Below are 16,181 nucleotides of genomic sequence, written 5' to 3' on the forward strand. Positions count from 1 at the left end.
TCCGCGGCTAATCGAGCTGCACCAGCTTTTCGCGAGAAGTTGCGCCGCGCAACAAGCTGAGCCGTGAAGGCGCGGTGCCAAGAGCTTTTGCCAGCAAGGCCATCACCGCGTCATTGGCCGCGCCATCCTGGGGTTTGACCCGCGTTTTCAGCAATAATCTGCCGCCGGAAATCTCGATAGCCTCGCTGCGAGCGCCGGGCGTCACCCGCACGGCCAGCCGTCCCTGTGCATCCGCCAGCGCGCGGATCGCATCGGCCGATGGAGAGTCAGTTTTCGGGCGGGCCATGGCCGAGGCCACTCAGGGCGGCCAGGTGACGCTGTGCCAGCTTGCAATAACGCTCCGTCTGGAAGCGGATCTTGGCGATCTGCGTCTCATCCTGTCTGCGCAGGAATTTGGCCGGACGCCCGATCCAGATCTCGCCCGCCGGTATCGCCTTGCCGGGGCTGAGCAATGCGCCTGCCGCCAGCATCGCGCCCGATCCGATGCGGCAATCGTCCATCGCAATCGCGCCCATGCCCACAAACGCCCGGTCTTCCAGAGTGGCCCCGTGGACCAGCGCCATATGCCCGATCACGCAATCCTCACCGATGATGGTGGGGCAGCCGTCCGTGTCAGGGCGCGGGCCTTCGACGTGGAACACGCTGCCGTCCTGCACATTGCTGCGCGCGCCCACTTCGATGCGGTGAATGTCGCCGCGCAGCACGCAATTATACCAGATGCTGGCCTGCGCCCCGATGGTGACATCGCCGATGATGCGCGCACCCGGCGCAACAAAGGCGGTTTCGTGGATTTGCGGATATTTGCCTTCGAAAGGCAGAATGGTGGCGCCGGGAAATCTGCTGTCTGCATTCATCGCAGCGCCTCCCAGTCAGCCCGATCCAGCGAATAGGCAATGATTGTGTCAGAGCCGAATGCCGCGCTGGCAAAATCGAGCGCTTCGTCCCGCTTCATCCCAAGGCGCAGCATCAGGCCCCAGCTTGCGGCATTTTCCGGCACAGTCAGGGCTATGATGCTGGGGGCGGCGAATATCTCAAACGCGGCATCGCGCACGGCAATGGCGGCTTCGCGGGCATAGCCATGCCCCCAGCTATCCGCCCGGAAGCGCCAGCCGATCTCGAACTCGCCCTGCGGACCGCCCTCCTGATTGCTGCGCTTCATGCCGCAAAAGCCCAGCACTTCGCCCGATAAATGGCCGCCGTCGTCTTTGCGTTCGACCAGCCAGAAACAGAAATGGTTGAGCGCGCGGCATTCTTCCACCCGCTGGCGTTGTTTCCGCTCGCCTTCCGCATCAAGCAGGCCGCCCAGCCACTCCATCACTGCAGGGGTGTTTGTGTGGCGCAGGAATGCGTCCCAGTCGGCATCGCCGGCCCAGTCGCGCACGATCAGGCGGTCTGTTTCGACCCGGAAATCAGCCATTGAGCAGGCGCGCGGCCAGCGGCGCGTGATAGCTCAGCACCCCGGTGCAGCCTGCGCGCTTGAACGCCATCAGCGTTTCCATCACCAGCGCTTCACGATCGCCCGCTCCGGCAGCGGCGGCGGCCTCTATCATCGCATATTCGCCGCTCACCTGGTAAGCGAAGACGGGCACGTCAAAGCGATCCTTCACCCGCGCCACGATATCCAGATAAGGCAGGCCGGGCTTGACCATCACGCTGTCTGCACCCTCGGCAATATCCATGGCCACTTCACGCAGCGCCTCCGCGCCATTGGCCGGGTCCATCTGGTAGGTCTTCTTGTCGCCCTTCAGCAGGCCGCCCGATCCCACAGCATCGCGGAACGGGCCGTAAAAGGCAGAGGCATATTTGGCCGCATAGGCCATGATCTGCACGTTGTGATGCTCGCCCATTTCCAGCGCAATGCGGATCGCCCTGATGCGGCCATCCATCATGTCTGACGGGGCGATGATGTCCGCGCCCGCCTGCGCCTGGTTGATCGCCTGATCCACCAGCATCGCGACCGTATCGTCATTAAGGACATATCCGGCCTGATCGATCAGGCCGTCCTGCCCGTGGCTGGTATAGGGATCGAGCGCGACATCGGTCAGCACGCCCACATCATCGCCGCAGGCATCGCGGATCGCCTTGATCGCGCGGCACATCAGATTGTCCGGGTTGAGCGCTTCCTCCCCGTCATCGCTGCGCTTTGCCGCAGGAGTGTTGGGGAACAAGGCGAGGCACGGAATGCCCAACGACACCGCTTCGCGCGCGCGCTGGGCGATCAGGTCCACCGACCAGCGCGATACGCCGGGCAGCGATCCGACCGGCTCCTCCACGCCCGCGCCTTCTGTCACGAACAGCGGCCAGATCAGATCGGCAGGCGTCAGCACGGTTTCACGGTGGAGCGCCCGGCTCCATGAAGTAGCGCGGCTGCGGCGCAGGCGGGTGGCGGGGTAGGAAGCTGTCATATCGGCCTTGGCTCCTGCCGCAAAAGCGCGTCCGGGGCAATCACCGGCGGATTTCAGCGGACCTTCTGGCGGTTTTCCAGACGGTCAATCTCGCGCACCGGCTCCTCGCTTGCGTCGGGGTCCGGCGCCAGGTCGACAAGCGCCGCGCCCGGCTCCACCCGTTGCAGCGAAGCCAGCTGGGCGCGGAATTCCTCCAGCTCGCGGCCTTCCAGCTGCGCGCGGGTGACAAAGCGCACGCTGGCTGGATCGACCTTCTGCCCGCCGCGATACATCTCATAATGAAGGTGGGGTCCGGTGGACAGGCCGGTGGAGCCGACATAGCCAATCACCTGCCCGCGGCGGACCTGCTGGCCCCGGTTGACGGCAATCCGGCTCATATGTGCATAGCCCGTTGCCAGATTGCCGGCATGATCCAGCTTCACATAATTGCCATAGGACCCGTTACGGCCGGCAAAATTCACCCGGCCATCGGTAACGGCATAGATCGGCGTGCCGTGGCTGGCGCGGAAATCCAGGCCGGCATGCATGCGGCGGATGCCCAGGATCGGGTGGCGGCGCATGCCATAGCGCGAGGTGATGGCGCCGGGCACGGGAGCCATCAGGCCCTGACGCTCCTCGCCCACGCCCGATGCCTCGTAATAGCGGCCCTCACGCCCCCAGCGCATCATGCGGCGGCGCGGCTCCCCATTGCGGTAGATCGCGGCATAGAGCACATCGCCCGCCTCAACCTCGCCGGTGGCGGCGCGTTTGTAATCCACGATCAGGTCGAACGTGTCGGTGGAGGAGATTTCCCGGTCGAGATCGAGCTCATTGCTCAGCACCCGCAGGAACTGCTGGACCGACTTGGCCGGAGCGCCTGCCGCGCGGGCGGAGCGGTAGAGGCTGCTGCCCACGTCGCCGCGGATGCGCAGCGGAGTGGTATCCACCAGAATCGGCCGGGGATCGAGGAACAGCTCCCCGTTGCGGCGCTCAACCGCGATCTGCAGGTCGAAGCGGGCGCGAAAGCTCAGCGCGTCCAGCGGGCGCGGCTGGCCATCTGCAAGGCGGCGGCCAAGCGTGATATCCACTTGCGTGCCAGGGGCGATATCTTCCAGCGGCATGGCCTGGCCAACCATGCCGGCAATGCGTTCCGCCTCTACCTCGCTGACACCGGCGCGGCGCAACATGCGGTCAAAACCGTCACCGGGAGTAAGCGTGGCGACCATTTCGATGCGCGGGCGTTCGGGCGCGTTGGCAAGCGGGATAACCGCCAAGGTGGCGCCCATGCGCCGCCCGCTATCCCCGCCCAGCGCCAGCGGCATGATCATCTGGCTGCGAAACTCATCGCGGGCATCTTCATCGATCTGCATGGCTGGAGCCGCTTCAACCGGGGAGAAGCCGGGCCAGCCGGACAGCGCCACCGCCGAAAGCCCGACCAGTGTGGCGACACCGCGCAGCCAGCGCCGCGATCCGATATCGCGCGCAAGGTCTGGTGCCAGGTCCAGTCCGGACAGGGTCAGGGAAGCATGTTCGCGCCATTCGTGATAGCGATCCGCAAAGCTGGCGATGCGCGCCTGTTTGCGCGGCGCCGCCCTGCCTTCATGCAGGATCTGGTCATGCAACAATTGCGCAGGCGGAAAGTCACCGTCCTGCGGTGTCACCTGAGCCTGATTGTCGCGATCCTTGAACAAACGCGCCCTCCTTGCGGCCGCGTGGAATTATTATCGGCAAATGGCCAGTGACGCGGTCCGCTACCCGCGCCTGCTGTGGCCTGACCATCTGCGCGCATAAAGTAAATTCCGCCTTAACAGCGACCAGCCGAGTCTCCGGAGCGCCGAACCGTGTCTGCCGGGGCGGTGGTCTGCCGATTACTCTGTGGGTAAGCGGTTGCGTATGCGGCCTGTGGCCTCCAGATTACCCGGTACTGTGGCAGCCCCTTATCATGACAGCCGGATTCGAGCCGTGCTTGGTCCGACCAATACCGGAAAGACCCATCTGGCGATTGAGCGCATGTGCGGCCATGCGAGCGGCGCCATCGGCTTTCCGCTGCGGCTGCTGGCGCGCGAGGTCTATGACAAGGTCTGCGCGATCAAGGGTGCAAGCCAGGTTGCGCTGATAACGGGTGAGGAGCGGATCGAACCGTCGGGCGCGCGCTATCTGCTGTGCACGGTGGAGGCGATGCCGAGGGACGGCGGCAACCGCGCCTTCGTGGCGCTGGACGAGGCGCAGCTGGCAGCCGACCGGGAGCGCGGGCATATCTTCACCGATCGCCTGCTGCATGCGCGCGGGCGGGATGAAACCATGCTGCTGGGTGCGGCCACGCTCGAGCCAATGGTCAGGGCGCTGGTGCCGGGTGTGGAAGTGGAGGAAAGGCCGCGCTTTTCCACCCTCAGCCATGCCGGTTCCACCAAGCTTTCCCGCTTGCCGCCGCGCAGCGCCGTCGTCGCCTTCTCGATCGAGCAGGTCTATCAGGTGGCCGAGTTGCTGCGCCGTTTTCGCGGCGGGGCGGCCGTGGTGATGGGCGCGCTCAGCCCGCAAACGCGCAACCGCCAGGTGGAATTGTTCCAGTCGGGAGAAGTGGACTACATCGTGGCGACCGATGCCATCGGCATGGGCCTCAACCTCGATGTCACCCATGTGGCCTTCGCCTCGCTCTCCAAATTTGACGGCGTTCGCCAGCGCAGGCTCACGCCTGCGGAGATGGCGCAGATTGCCGGACGCGCCGGTCGCCATCACCAGGACGGCACTTTCGGAACCCTGTCGGGCGGGCGCGGCAAGGAGCCGCTCGAATTTACCGAGGAAGAAATCTACGCGATCGAGCAGCACCGCTTTGCGCCGATCCCGCGTCTGTTCTGGCGCAATCCCCAGCCGCGCTTCGATTCCATCGACACGCTGATCGGCGATCTGGAAATTTCCCCGGAGGTGCCGCAACTGGCACTGGCGCCCGAAGCCATCGATCTGGCGGTGCTGAAAAGGCTGGTGGAAGATCACGCGCTGACCGCTGACGTCAGGACGCCGGGTCAGGTCAGGCGCTTCTGGGATGCGTGCCAGCTGCCCGATTTTCGCCAGCAGGGCGCGGACATGCACGCGCGCTTCGTGGGCCGCTTGTGGCGCGATTTGCGCCAGGGCCATATCGGCGCGGATTATGTCGCCGCGCGCATTTCGGAACTGGGCGAGGTGCGCGGCGATATCGATGTGTTGCAGGGCCGCCTGTCAGCCATCCGCAGCTGGGCCTATATCTGCCAGCGGCCCGACTGGGTGCTGGCGCGCGATGAAATGGCGGACCGCGCACGGGCCGTGGAAGCCAGATTGTCCGACGCATTGCACCAGAGGCTGACAGAACGTTTTGTCAATCGCCGCACTGCTGTATTGATGAAGTCGATGGGAAAGGATGCTGCATTGCTGCGTGTGGAATTGGCCGAGGATGGACAGGTTAAGGTTGAGGGACAGGTGATAGGCCATCTCGATGGTTTTCGCTTCGTGGTCGATGCCGATGCCGGAAAGGAAGACCGCAAGCTGATGCTGGCGGCGGCGGAAAAGCACATGCCGCAATTGCTGGCGCAAAAGGCGCAGGCGCTGATCGCGCAGGAACTGGGGGAGCTGAACATTGCCCACGGCGCGATCATGCGCGCCGGCAAGCCGGTGGCACAGCTTGAGCGCGGCAAGACCCCGACCCGCTTCCGCATCGTGCTGGCAAAGGAGCTGGTCGCTCTGGACCATGCGCACCGCGCGCGTTTGAGCGAGGCGCTGGAGCTGTGGCTGGAAGCCCAGATGGCACCGCTCGCTCCGCTGCGCAGCCTGGAACAGGCGGCGCAGGACCCCGATGCCGGTAGCGAGGTGCGCGCGCTGCTGCTGACGCTGGTTGACCGCAACGGCACCGTGCAGCGGGAATCCGCCGGCCTTGCAGCAATCCCCAAGGAAAAGCGGCCCTATATGCGGCGTCTTGGCGTCACCATCGGGGCGCTGGATGTATTCGTGCCCGCGCTGCTCAAGCCCGGTCCCCGGCAGTTGATGCGGGAACTGGGGATTGACCGGCGTCCGCTCAATCCGAACATGGAAGCGGTGATAGAGGCGCCTAGGCAGATCCCCGCGGGTTATCGCCGCGCAGGCCGGCAGGCGATCCGCATCGACATGGCGGAAAAGCTTTTTCGCGCCGCGCATGACCAGCGCGGTAAATCCAGCGGGCGCGGTTTCAGCGTCGATTCCGCGCTCGCCACTTCGATGGGCTTGCAGGCGGACAGTTTCGAACGGCTGATGCGCGACGCCGGTTTCCGGGCTGGCGAGCAGAAGCAACTGGCGGAAGGTGTGTTCGGCCCGCCCCGCCCCAGGCCGTGGAGCTGGCGTCCGCCGCGCAAGGACAGCCAGCCGCGGCCGGACAGGCAGGCCAGCAAGCCCGTCGCTGTCAACAGCGTGTTCGCCGGCCTGGCGGACCTGATCGGCTGAGCCTGTCCACAGATGCGGATCGACCTGCTGCTGTGCCGCCTGCGCTTCTTCAAAAGCAGATCATTGGCGCAGCGTATGATCGCGCAGGGTCATGTTCGCCGCAACCGGGTGCGTGTGACCCGCGCGGATCAGGCGATTTTTGCAGGCGATGTCCTGACCCTGCCGCTGGGTGCATCTGTGAAGGTGATAGAAATCCTTGCTTTACCCATCCGGCGCGGTCCTGCAGCGGAGGCACAATCCTGCTACCGCGAGCTTGACGCTGGCGCTTCAATCGCCGTAGCAGACATAATTCGGCGCCCTCTAGTGGACCAGTTTGAAGGGAATACGCACACATGACCTATGTCGTCACCGACGCCTGCATCAAATGCAAATACACCGATTGCGTCGAGGTCTGTCCGGTTGATTGTTTCTATGAGGGGGAGACCATGCTGGTCATCAATCCTTCGGAATGCATCGATTGCGGCGTTTGCGAACCCGAATGCCCGGCCGAAGCAATCCTTCCCGATACCGAGAGCGGGACCGAGAAGTGGCTTGAGCTGAACACCAAATACTCCGCCGAATGGCCCAATATCACCGAACGCAAAGACGCGCCTGCCGATGCTGATGAGCACAAGGGCGAAGAGGGCAAGTTCGAGAAGTACTTCTCCCCGGAGCCCGGCGAAGGCGACTGATTCAGCGCCGCGCCGCGCCTGTTCCACACCACTGCTGCCCGCCATCACACCGCTGATTGGCGGGTCTTGTGCTGTTGTTCTGCAGGGCTGGCATTTATGTTACGAATCTGTTATATAATTGCCCAATCGCCCGTATCGCTCAAGTGAAACGGGTGGATAGGAAGGCAGGTCTCCCCCTCTCAGCGTCATGACAAAGGAATACCGGCTGCCGGTGGGTCGTGCAGTCCGATGGTTCCGTGTCGCTGAAAAAGAGATCTGACCGGCAACGAAAGGAATGTTCATGGCAACCAATGCGCCAGCCTTCGATGTAGGCGATTACGTTGTTTACCCCAAGCACGGTGTTGGCCGTGTGATCGAACTGCAGAGCGAGGAAATCGCCGGAATGCAGCTCGAACTGTATGTTTTGCGTTTCGAGAAGGAGCGCATGACGCTCCGCGTTCCCGTCAACAAGGTTGAATCGATCGGAATGCGCAAGCTTTCCAGCGACAAGACGCTGAAGGAAGCGATGGAAACCCTCAAGGGCAAGCCCAAGGTAAAGCGGACCATGTGGTCACGCCGTGCCCAGGAATATGAAGCCAAGATCAACTCGGGTGACCTGGTGTCCATCGCCGAAGTGACGCGCGACCTGTTCCGTCCGGAAGACCAGCCGGAACAGTCCTATTCCGAGCGTCAGATCTTCGAGGCGGCATCCAGCCGCCTGGCACGCGAGCTCGCAGCAATGGAGAAGACCGATGAGCCGACAGCGCTCACCAAGATTCTCGAAGTGCTGAAAGAGCATGCGCCGCAATATTACGACAACACTGAAGACGCCTGACGGGAGCCTAAGGCTACCACAAAGGCACAAAGGGGCCGCTTCGCACCGCCGAAGCGGCCCTTTTTGCATCCAAACGAGACGCCGCGACCAAACGCTGGAACCACTCGACAAGCGCATTTGTTTGCCGCACTCCTTTCGTGTATCAGTGCGTTAATACACAGACACGCAGGTCAGGATTCGCTATGAACGGCAAAGATTTCGAAAAGATGTTCCGCACTGTCGGTCCACTGGTGGCGATGGCCGCGATGAGCGGCGTCATGGCGGCCGGACGCAAGAACAGGAAATTTGAATTCGACTGGGGCCACGGCCCGGATTTCGGCAAAGGATTCGGCAAAGGATTCGGCAAAGGTTTCGCCAATGGTTTTGGGCCCCGCAGTGGTGTGCCTCTCGCTGACCTGGAGATGGATGGCGATGTGCCGGAGGCGCTGGTGCTATCCGGGGCGGACAATGTGGTGGTGACGCGCGGCGATGACTTCAGCATTGCCATCCAGGGGGATGATGAGGCGAAGGATACACTCCGCTTCCGCTTGCAGGACGGTGCGCTGCACGTGGCCAGCGACAACAGCAGCCATGGCGGCGAAGGCATCGCCACTGTAACCGTCACCATGCCCGCTCCGCGCAAGCTCACCATCGCCGGTGCAGGTAAAATCACTGTCGATGGTCTTGCCGAAGATGCCGAGGTGGTGATCGCGGGGTCCGGAAGAATTCGCGCGCATGACCTGAATGTAGATCGGCTCGACGTGTCGATCGCGGGGTCCGGAAAGTTCAAGGCTGACGGCACCGTGCGCGCACTCTTCCTGACAGTGGCTGGCAGTGGCAGCGGCAAGCTTGGCGAATTGATGGTGGAAGAGGCGGAAGTCACCATCGCCGGATCGGGCAATGCAGTCTTTGCCAGTGACGGCGAAGTGAAGGCGCGGTTGATGGGTTCGGGCAATGTCACCGTGCGCGGATCGGCGCGCTGCCGGGTGCACGCGATGGGTTCGGGCAGTCTGGTGTGTGAGCCGCGCAAGGACAAGCCGGCCTGATTTCGCCGCCATTCATTGCCTGATAACGCAGGGCAGGTCATGATCGGGCCAAGTTCCAGTTCTACAGGACCCGCCCATGCGTGCCGCAACGCTAGTCTTTGCCGCCATCGCCCCGCTGCTGCTGGGTGGATGCCTGGCCAGTGCCGCAGTGGATCTGGCTACCGCGCCCGTCCGCGTTGCCGGAAAGGCGGTGGACCTTGCCACCACCAGCCAGTCCGAAGCCGATGAAGCGCGCGGGCGCGAAATCAGGCGGCGTGAGGAGCGGTTAGGCCGCCTGCAGCGCCAGTATCAGGATCTGGCCGAGGATTGCAGCGATGGTGAAGACAATGCCTGCCGCGAGGCCCTTGCCGTGCGCCGGGAAATGGACGCGCTGATGCCGGGCATTCCTGTTGAACAGGCCGAGTAGCCCCTAGGCAGCAGCCCGCTTCAGCCGGTCATTGATCGCTGCGCCAATGGCATCGCGCGGAACAGGCGCAACGGCAATGCGCGGGCGGGATGACGCCGCAGCTTCATGCAGGCAGGCATAAAGCCGCGCCGCCGCCTGAGCCAGATCGCTCGATGGGGACAGGTTGGAATCCCCCTCCACATCGCCAAAGCCGATCAGATACTCGTCGTCCGTCGCGGTCAGGGCGTTGAGGCGCAGCGGCTTGCCGGGCGAATAATGGCGCGCCATCTGCCCCGGTGCCTCTATGCCCGCCACGGATTCCACCGGGGCAGAGCCAAGCGCTGCCTCCAGCTGGGCCCGGGTAATCGGCCCTTCGCGCAGCAGGCTCCACATCCCCCCGTCACGTAAGGCGACAATGGTCGATTCCAGGCCTCTGGGACATTCGCCGCCATCCACAATCCCGGCAATCCGGTCCCCCAGCGATGCGGCGACGTGCGCGGCACTGGTGGGGCTGATGCCCGTGCTGCGATTGGCAGAGGGGGCCGCAAGCGGCAGCTCCAGCCGTTGCAGCAGGCTGCGCGTCAGATCATGCGCGGGCATGCGCAGCGCAATGGTGGAAAGTCCGGCGGTCACCGCGGGCGCGATCTCGGCTCCCGGGTTCAGCGGCAGCACCAGCGTGAGCGGTCCGGGCCAGTATTGCGCCGCCAGCGCCTCTGCCCGCGCATCGAAACGGGCGATCCGGCGGGCCATTTCCAGCGAAGAGACATGCACGATCAGCGGGTTGAAGCTGGGCCGCCCCTTGGCGCGGAAGATGGCCGCAACCGCATCCTCGCTGTCCGCCCGCGCGGCCAGGCCATAGACCGTCTCTGTCGGCACGGCGACGATCTGCCCTGCGCGGAGCAGCTCTTCGGCGCGGGCAAGTCCGCTTTCATCGCTTGGCAGGATGTTGCTCATGGCGCGGCGCTATCGCGCCAGGCAATTCCTGCCAAGCCTATTGCACACTTCCCGGCACATGGAAGCTGGCCGGATCGGGCCGCGCGATGGCCACTTCTTCGGGCACGGGCAATTGCGGAATCCAGCCATAGGGAATGCGATAGGCGCGGTAGATCGAGTTCAATCCGCCATAACCCTCGCTTGGTCCGTTCATATATTCCCACACGATGTCGCCTTCGCTGGTGACTTCGAAAATCCGCCCCGGTGCGCCTTCGGTGATCAGCGTGTTGCCGTTCTCCAGCCTCTGGGCGGAACTGATGTTGAAGCTGTAGAAATTGGCGTTGGCATAGCTCCACACCACTTCCAGCGTGACCGGATTGATTTCCAGCACGCGCGATCCCGGCCGCTGCATCACCGCATTGCCGTTGGGGGAGACCGCAGTGGGATCGCCATAACCGGCAGATCCGCCATTATCGAACACCAGCAGGTTTCCGGCCCCGGGCAGGCCAATCGGAATCAGATGCGCATGGTGCTGGCCGATGATCTGGCCGATCGCCTGTTGTGCCAGCGAATCGCTGAAATCCGGGCCGATCCGCCACACCACGGACCCGTCCCGCGCAATGATGGCGATGACATTGGCCTGCCTGCTGGAAATGATCACATTATCGGGATTGAACCGCTCATCACCGGCATCGAACCAGCGATTGGGCCCAAGATAGGTGGCGGAATTGACGTGGAACCAGTCAAATGCGTCCCTTTGCGCCAGACGGCGAATGGCGGTGCGGGCGGCCACATCAAAGCCCAGCTCGTCCACATGCTGCGATGCGCGCCATTCCCAGATGATCTCATTACCGGCGCTCAGCTCGATCAGCCGGTCATCTTCCAGCACGATATCGGCAATCGTATCATCGGTCAGGCTGGAATGGGTCAGCAACAGCTTGCGCGTGCCCTCCAGCGTGGGAGAGATGCCGGGTGACGGGTAGCCTGCGGGGAAATTGGCCAGTTGCCAGTCATGGTGCTGGCGGCCGCTCATGACCTGCTCGCCGTCTATCTCGATCGCTTCGGACTGGTGGTATTGCCACAGCTGCGTGCCGCCAAAGTCCTGCGCGATCATGGCGCGCGATTCCTGGTGGCGGGGAAATGTCCCCGTCGGCCCCACGGCAATTCCGCCCGGCAATACGCGCGCAGGCCCGCCGGAGGAGACGTTGAAGCCATCCCAGCGCTTCACCACGCGGCCATTCATGTCGATCACGATCACCGCCGGCGTACCAAGGATGGAAAGGACGGTGTAACCGCCCTGCGCCTGCTCCGGATCGTAGATCGTGGTACCGGTGGGATAGACGCTGGGCGCGGCCAGCATCGGCGATCCCAGCGCCAGAGCAGCCAGACCGGTAATGCATGCACCCAGCACGCGCAGGACCCTGCGTTTCATAATTTCCCTCCCCCATGTCCGGCCCCGCGCGTGTTATCGCGCCCTCATCCCGTCAGGGCCTGTGGGCATGTTGTAAGACAATGGCGAGCAGGTGCAATCCACTTGGCGGCTTGACGAGTGGGCGGTGAAAGCGCGAGGCAGTGCGGATGAGCAAGACCAATGACCTGCTGGCCCGCATTGCGCAGGCGCTCGAGAGCGCACAGGCACCGCAACACCCTCCTGCCGACTGGCTGGCCGCGCCCGCCTATGTCTGGAACGGATCGGCGCGCGCGGTGGAACGGATTGACGCACCGGCGCTGGCGCTGCTGCGCGGGATCGACCGGCAAAAGGCCATCGCGGCCGACAATGTGGCGCGGCTGGCTGGCGGCCATGCAGCGCATGACATGCTGTTGTGGGGCGCACGCGGCATGGGCAAGTCCGCCCTGATCCGCTCCGCCGTGAAGGAGGCGCAGGCGGGCGGCGGCGGCATCGCGCTGGTGCAGGTGACCACCGATGCACTGGCAACTCTGTCTGCCCTGTTTGCCAGTCTGGCGGGGGTGGAGCGCAATTTCCTGGTGTTCATCGACGACCTGGGTTTTGCCGAGGGCGATTCGGTTGGCCCGCGCCATTTGCGCAGCTGGCTGGATGGCGGGGTGGAGGCACGTCCGGCCAATGTCAGGCTGGCCGTCACCTCCAACCGCCGCGCCATCCTGTCCCGCCATGCCAGCGAGCAGGACGATCCGCTCAATCCGCGTGACAGTGTGGATGACAGCCTGGCGCTGGCCGATCGCTTTGGCCTGTCGCTGGGCTTCCACGCCTGCTCGCAGGACGATTACCTCGCCATATTGCGCGGTTATGCGGCGGAATATGCGCTTGATCTGGATGAGGCCGAGGCGCTGGAATGGGCCAAGCGGCGCGGCGCGCGGTCCGGACGCACCGCATGGCATTTCATCACCGAACTGGCCGGACGGGCCGGAAAGCCACTCGGCTGACGCGTCTCAGAAGTTGCCCGGCAGCAGATCGACCGGCGGGTCATCGAAGGCGCGCGCCGGATCGCCGTTCAGCTCTCGGCGCGGCGGCAGCGGTTCACCGCGATTGCGCACGGGCACTGCGGTTGCAGCAGCAGCCGGATTGGTGACCCGCCAGATGATGTTACCGGTGTCATCGCTCACCAGCAGGGCGCCGGTCCGGTCCCATGCCACCCATGTGGGGCGGCCATGCGTCTTGCCCTCTCCCGCCAGGAAGCTTTCCAGCACCGTCACCGGCTTGCCGAGCGGATTTCCGCGCTCATCAAAAGCGACGTAAACCACGTCATAACCGGCGGCAGGCTTGCGGTTCCACGATCCGTGGCGGGCGATAAAGGCACCCTGGCTGAACTGTTCGCCCAGCATCGTGCCGCCTTGCGTAAAGACAAGACCCAGAGGTGCCACATGCGCGCCCAGCGCGAATTCAGGCGTGCGGGTATATTCGGTGAGGAATTGCGGCATCGGCGCCTCAACCCGCTCGTCGATCACATCGTTATAATAAACCCACGGCCAGCCGTAATTGACGCCCAGCGGCACGTTGGTCAGGTAATCAGGCACCAGGTCCGACCCCAGCTGGTCACGCTCATTCACCGTGGTCCACAGCTCTCCGCTCCACGGGTTCCACGCCAGTCCATTGGGATTGCGCAGGCCCCCGGCATAGACGCGGGAGGAGCCGTTTTCGAGGTTGAGTTCGTGAATGGCGGCGCGGCCCAGTTCGATATCCATCCCGCCTTCACCGATGTTGGAGGCCGAACCGACCGCGACATACAGCAGCGTGCCCTCATCGTTGAGGATGATGTTGCGCATCCAATGGTTGCCCGCGCCGGGCAGGTCCATCAGCTTCTCCGCCTCGCCGGAAACCACGTTGGCGCCTTCGGCATAATCGAAGCGCAGCACCTCATCGTGGTTGGCGATGTAAAGGTTGCCGTCACGCCAGGCGATGCCCGACGGAGAATCGAGATCATCGCGCAGGACGTGCTGTTCCTCCGCCACGCCGTCACTGTCCGCGTCGCGCAGCAGCACCAGCTTGTTCGGCGATGGGACCGCAGCGCCTGCCTGGCTGAACAACAGGCCGGCAATGAAATTGGTGATCGCATTACCGCCTGCGACAACGCGTTCGGGTGCGTTGGAGAGCGTTACCAGCACATCGCCATTGGGCATGGTGTAGATCACGCGCGGATGCTCCAGCCCTTCGGCAAAGCGGGTGACGACCAGCCCGTCGGCGGCGGCAGGTGCCTCGCCATCTTCCCAGCCGATCGGCCTTGCCACACCCACGGTGGGAATGGTCTGCGGATCGGGCTCTGCCAGCACAGGGTCCGTGCCCGACGTTTCCTCAATCGTGTATTGCGCGGTATCCCCGCGGGTCAGCCACCAGAAGGCGGCACCGACCACGATGGCAAAGGCGAGGATGAAGATGACGATGTTTCTGATAATGCGCATGGACGATGAAATAGGCGCTGCGACGCCTTGCGGCAAATGCTTTGGTCGCTAGAGGCGTTGGAATGTATGATTTTCGCCCCGCCCCCGGCCTTCCCAAAGCCGATCTGTACCGCGATCTGCTGCAGGCTGCCGATGCGCTGACGAGCGGGGAAAGCGATGGCGTGGCCAATATGGCCAATGTCGCCGCCCTGCTGTGGGAAATGCTGCCCGATGTGAACTGGACCGGCTTCTATCGCCTGCTTGATGGTGAGCTGGTGCTCGGCCCCTTTGCCGGACGGCCCGCCTGCATCCGCATTGCGCTGGGCGTGGGCGTCTGCGGCGCTGCCGCGGCCAGCGGAGAGACCCAGCTTGTCGCCGATGTGCATGCTTTTCCCGGCCATATCGCCTGCGACGCGCAAACGAAGTCCGAGCTGGTCGTGCCCGTCATGCGGCAGGGCCGGGTGATCGCCGTCATCGATCTGGACAGCCCCCTGCCCGCGCGCTTTGACGCAGAAGACGCGGCGGCCATGGAGCAACTGGCCGCACTCCTCTCTGACCGGATCTGATTTCAGGGCCATTTGCCCCGTTTCGGGACAGCGCACCGCACAGGCTTGGGAACAGGCCCCTCCACATATAGTAAACACCGGCTTAATTCCGCTCTGTTCGCGCGGATTCGCTATGTTTGAGGGGCATTTCCCATGTCGAAGTACATTGCCGTCCTGACCGCCACTGCGTCGCTCGCGGCCATTGCCGCACCCGCCATGGCGCAGGAGAGCCCGCTCGATGATCGCTATATCGAGATCGCGCAGGCTGGCACTTATGATGGCGAGTGGGAAGGCAACTGGCAGGATCAGGACAGCTACACCGGCGAATGGGAAGGCACTTACGCTGACGAGGACGGATATGTCATCGAGACGCAGTATGAAGGCACCTGGAACGGCGAAGAGCAGGACGAACGGCCTGTATATCAGGACGGCAGGCACCGCATGGGCCGTCCCCGCATGGATGGTCACCACATGGATGGTCACCACATGGGTGGACGCCGCCCCGGCCCGCGTTTCGCCTATTCGCTGGCAGAGCGTGAGGAATGGCTGGCCCAGTGCCGCGCGCTCCGCAATGACGGCTATGATCGCCGCCCGGTCTATTATGAAGAAGAACGCGAGAATAATGGCGGCCTTCTGGGCGGCCTGCTGGGCGCAGTTGTCGGCGGCATTGCCGGCAACCGGATCGCCGATGGTGAACGCCTTGCCGGCACGCTGATTGGCGCTGGCCTTGGCGGCATTGCCGGCGCGGTGATCGGTTCGGCCATCGGCGAGGACAAGGACGATCACCGCATCGTCTACGCGGACGATTTCGAAGACGAAAAGCCGCTGATCGATTATTGCGAGGCCTATCTGATCAATTACGAGCGCGGCTATGGCCCCGCACAGACAGCCCGGATCGCCTATGCACCGGTCATGATGATGCCTGTCGCCTCCGGAATGCAGAATTTTGGCCGCGGCGGCCGGCCCATGATCCACCGTGAGATCGTGATCGAGGAACCTCGCGAGGAGACAGCAGCTCCCGCACCGCGCAGGGTCATCCGCCGCGCCGTTGAAGCTCAGCCCTCCAAGCTTCAGGAAATCAAGTAAAGGCTTGGTATAAAAAGGTAATGTGGAGCAAAGAGTCGCG

Annotated in this window: 17 protein-coding genes; 9 read left to right on the forward strand and 8 right to left on the reverse strand. The window is 63.8% G+C overall.

The genetic code is table 11. From position 1 onward, the window contains the following. Positions 1–7 precede the first annotated feature (7 nt). From ABDZ98_RS00610 to ABDZ98_RS00630, 5 genes are read right to left on the reverse strand one after another with little or no spacing between them, the layout of a single operon-like run. On the reverse strand, positions 8–286 hold the full coding sequence (locus tag ABDZ98_RS00610) for a DUF167 domain-containing protein (RefSeq protein ID WP_160590831.1): 279 nt from the start codon (positions 284–286) through the stop codon (positions 8–10). After that, positions 267–854, reverse strand: a complete 588-nt coding sequence (locus tag ABDZ98_RS00615) for a gamma carbonic anhydrase family protein (protein WP_160590829.1) — start codon at positions 852–854, stop codon at positions 267–269. The genes ABDZ98_RS00610 and ABDZ98_RS00615 overlap by 20 nt, the downstream gene beginning before the upstream one ends. Further along, on the reverse strand, positions 851–1,417 hold the full coding sequence (locus tag ABDZ98_RS00620) for a GNAT family N-acetyltransferase (protein ID WP_160590827.1): 567 nt from the start codon (positions 1,415–1,417) through the stop codon (positions 851–853). Before ABDZ98_RS00620 ends, ABDZ98_RS00615 begins: the two co-directional genes overlap by 4 nt. Then, positions 1,410–2,405: a porphobilinogen synthase gene (gene hemB, locus ABDZ98_RS00625; RefSeq protein ID WP_160590825.1), complete on the reverse strand. Its 996-nt coding sequence runs from the start codon at positions 2,403–2,405 to the stop codon at positions 1,410–1,412. Before hemB ends, ABDZ98_RS00620 begins: the two co-directional genes overlap by 8 nt. A gap of 53 nt (positions 2,406–2,458) precedes the next feature. Beyond that, entirely contained in the window at positions 2,459–4,075 is a 1,617-nt protein-coding gene (locus ABDZ98_RS00630) for a M23 family metallopeptidase (RefSeq protein ID WP_202385977.1), read from the reverse strand. Positions 4,076–4,277: 202 nt separating this feature from the next. Here ABDZ98_RS00630 and ABDZ98_RS00635 point away from each other — a divergent pair, with 202 nt between their 5' ends. The 6 genes from ABDZ98_RS00635 to ABDZ98_RS00660 all read left to right on the forward strand — a co-directional run bounded on the left by ABDZ98_RS00635 (position 4,278) and on the right by ABDZ98_RS00660 (position 9,743). Beyond that, positions 4,278–6,827, forward strand: coding sequence for a helicase-related protein (locus ABDZ98_RS00635; protein ID WP_160590823.1), 2,550 nt, complete (start codon positions 4,278–4,280; stop codon positions 6,825–6,827). 12 nt (positions 6,828–6,839) lie between these two features. Then, positions 6,840–7,163, forward strand: coding sequence for a S4 domain-containing protein (locus ABDZ98_RS00640; RefSeq protein ID WP_160590821.1), 324 nt, complete (start codon positions 6,840–6,842; stop codon positions 7,161–7,163). Then, complete coding sequence (gene fdxA / locus ABDZ98_RS00645) at positions 7,160–7,498, forward strand: ferredoxin FdxA (protein WP_160590819.1); 339 nt, start codon at positions 7,160–7,162, stop codon at positions 7,496–7,498. The genes ABDZ98_RS00640 and fdxA overlap by 4 nt, the downstream gene beginning before the upstream one ends. 280 nt (positions 7,499–7,778) lie before the next feature. Further along, positions 7,779–8,312, forward strand: coding sequence for a CarD family transcriptional regulator (locus ABDZ98_RS00650; protein ID WP_160590817.1), 534 nt, complete (start codon positions 7,779–7,781; stop codon positions 8,310–8,312). 182 nt (positions 8,313–8,494) lie between these two features. Next, a complete protein-coding gene (locus ABDZ98_RS00655; RefSeq protein ID WP_160590815.1) occupies positions 8,495–9,337 on the forward strand; it encodes a head GIN domain-containing protein in 843 nt (280 codons plus the stop codon). Positions 9,338–9,413: 76 nt separating this feature from the next. Beyond that, positions 9,414–9,743: a hypothetical protein gene (locus ABDZ98_RS00660; RefSeq protein WP_160590813.1), complete on the forward strand. Its 330-nt coding sequence runs from the start codon at positions 9,414–9,416 to the stop codon at positions 9,741–9,743. A 3-nt stretch (positions 9,744–9,746) separates the two neighbouring features. Here the strand turns inward: ABDZ98_RS00660 and ABDZ98_RS00665 are convergent, their stop codons facing one another. Together ABDZ98_RS00665 and ABDZ98_RS00670 are read right to left on the reverse strand one after the other, a co-directional pair. Further along, a complete protein-coding gene (locus tag ABDZ98_RS00665; RefSeq protein WP_160590811.1) occupies positions 9,747–10,676 on the reverse strand; it encodes an L-threonylcarbamoyladenylate synthase in 930 nt (309 codons plus the stop codon). 37 nt (positions 10,677–10,713) lie between these two features. Beyond that, positions 10,714–12,087 carry an aryl-sulfate sulfotransferase gene (locus ABDZ98_RS00670; RefSeq protein WP_160590809.1) on the reverse strand — a complete coding sequence of 458 codons (1,374 nt, stop codon included), beginning with the start codon at positions 12,085–12,087 and terminating at the stop codon, positions 10,714–10,716. A 146-nt stretch (positions 12,088–12,233) separates the two neighbouring features. Here ABDZ98_RS00670 and ABDZ98_RS00675 point away from each other — a divergent pair, with 146 nt between their 5' ends. Then, positions 12,234–13,058, forward strand: coding sequence for an ATP-binding protein (locus ABDZ98_RS00675; protein WP_160590807.1), 825 nt, complete (start codon positions 12,234–12,236; stop codon positions 13,056–13,058). Between the two features lie 6 nt (positions 13,059–13,064). Here ABDZ98_RS00675 and ABDZ98_RS00680 read toward each other — a convergent pair whose 3' ends face one another. Then, the gene (locus ABDZ98_RS00680; RefSeq protein ID WP_160590805.1) at positions 13,065–14,531 is read right to left on the reverse strand and encodes a PQQ-dependent sugar dehydrogenase; all 1,467 of its coding nucleotides are present in this window, start codon (positions 14,529–14,531) and stop codon (positions 13,065–13,067) included. A gap of 62 nt (positions 14,532–14,593) precedes the next feature. Between ABDZ98_RS00680 and ABDZ98_RS00685 the strand changes: the two genes are divergently transcribed. Together ABDZ98_RS00685 and ABDZ98_RS00690 are read left to right on the forward strand one after the other, a co-directional pair. Beyond that, on the forward strand, positions 14,594–15,076 hold the full coding sequence (locus ABDZ98_RS00685) for a GAF domain-containing protein (protein ID WP_160590804.1): 483 nt from the start codon (positions 14,594–14,596) through the stop codon (positions 15,074–15,076). A 132-nt stretch (positions 15,077–15,208) separates the two neighbouring features. Further along, positions 15,209–16,141 carry a glycine zipper domain-containing protein gene (locus ABDZ98_RS00690; protein ID WP_237437441.1) on the forward strand — a complete coding sequence of 311 codons (933 nt, stop codon included), beginning with the start codon at positions 15,209–15,211 and terminating at the stop codon, positions 16,139–16,141. The last annotated feature ends 40 nt before the right edge of the window (positions 16,142–16,181 follow it).

Origin of the sequence: Alteraurantiacibacter aestuarii (assembly GCF_039523595.1) — a bacterium.
GTDB lineage: Bacteria > Pseudomonadota > Alphaproteobacteria > Sphingomonadales > Sphingomonadaceae > Alteraurantiacibacter > Alteraurantiacibacter aestuarii.

Excerpts from the sequence above, each read along its gene's own strand:
- ABDZ98_RS00660 (WP_160590813.1), top strand. The coding sequence starts at position 9,414 with ATGCGTGCCGCAACGCTAGTCTTTGCCGCCATCGCCCCGCTGCTGCTG.
- ABDZ98_RS00665 (WP_160590811.1), bottom strand. The coding sequence starts at position 10,676 with ATGAGCAACATCCTGCCAAGCGATGAAAGCGGACTTGCCCGCGCCGAA.
- ABDZ98_RS00620 (WP_160590827.1), bottom strand. The coding sequence starts at position 1,417 with ATGGCTGATTTCCGGGTCGAAACAGACCGCCTGATCGTGCGCGACTGG.
- ABDZ98_RS00655 (WP_160590815.1), top strand. The coding sequence starts at position 8,495 with ATGAACGGCAAAGATTTCGAAAAGATGTTCCGCACTGTCGGTCCACTG.
- hemB (WP_160590825.1), bottom strand. The coding sequence starts at position 2,405 with ATGACAGCTTCCTACCCCGCCACCCGCCTGCGCCGCAGCCGCGCTACT.
- ABDZ98_RS00670 (WP_160590809.1), bottom strand. The coding sequence starts at position 12,087 with ATGAAACGCAGGGTCCTGCGCGTGCTGGGTGCATGCATTACCGGTCTG.
- ABDZ98_RS00635 (WP_160590823.1), top strand. The coding sequence starts at position 4,278 with ATGCGGCCTGTGGCCTCCAGATTACCCGGTACTGTGGCAGCCCCTTAT.
- ABDZ98_RS00640 (WP_160590821.1), top strand. The coding sequence starts at position 6,840 with ATGCGGATCGACCTGCTGCTGTGCCGCCTGCGCTTCTTCAAAAGCAGA.
- fdxA (WP_160590819.1), top strand. The coding sequence starts at position 7,160 with ATGACCTATGTCGTCACCGACGCCTGCATCAAATGCAAATACACCGAT.
- ABDZ98_RS00685 (WP_160590804.1), top strand. The coding sequence starts at position 14,594 with ATGTATGATTTTCGCCCCGCCCCCGGCCTTCCCAAAGCCGATCTGTAC.
- ABDZ98_RS00680 (WP_160590805.1), bottom strand. The coding sequence starts at position 14,531 with ATGCGCATTATCAGAAACATCGTCATCTTCATCCTCGCCTTTGCCATC.
- ABDZ98_RS00675 (WP_160590807.1), top strand. The coding sequence starts at position 12,234 with ATGAGCAAGACCAATGACCTGCTGGCCCGCATTGCGCAGGCGCTCGAG.
- ABDZ98_RS00615 (WP_160590829.1), bottom strand. The coding sequence starts at position 854 with ATGAATGCAGACAGCAGATTTCCCGGCGCCACCATTCTGCCTTTCGAA.
- ABDZ98_RS00610 (WP_160590831.1), bottom strand. The coding sequence starts at position 286 with ATGGCCCGCCCGAAAACTGACTCTCCATCGGCCGATGCGATCCGCGCG.
- ABDZ98_RS00690 (WP_237437441.1), top strand. The coding sequence starts at position 15,209 with ATGTCGAAGTACATTGCCGTCCTGACCGCCACTGCGTCGCTCGCGGCC.
- ABDZ98_RS00650 (WP_160590817.1), top strand. The coding sequence starts at position 7,779 with ATGGCAACCAATGCGCCAGCCTTCGATGTAGGCGATTACGTTGTTTAC.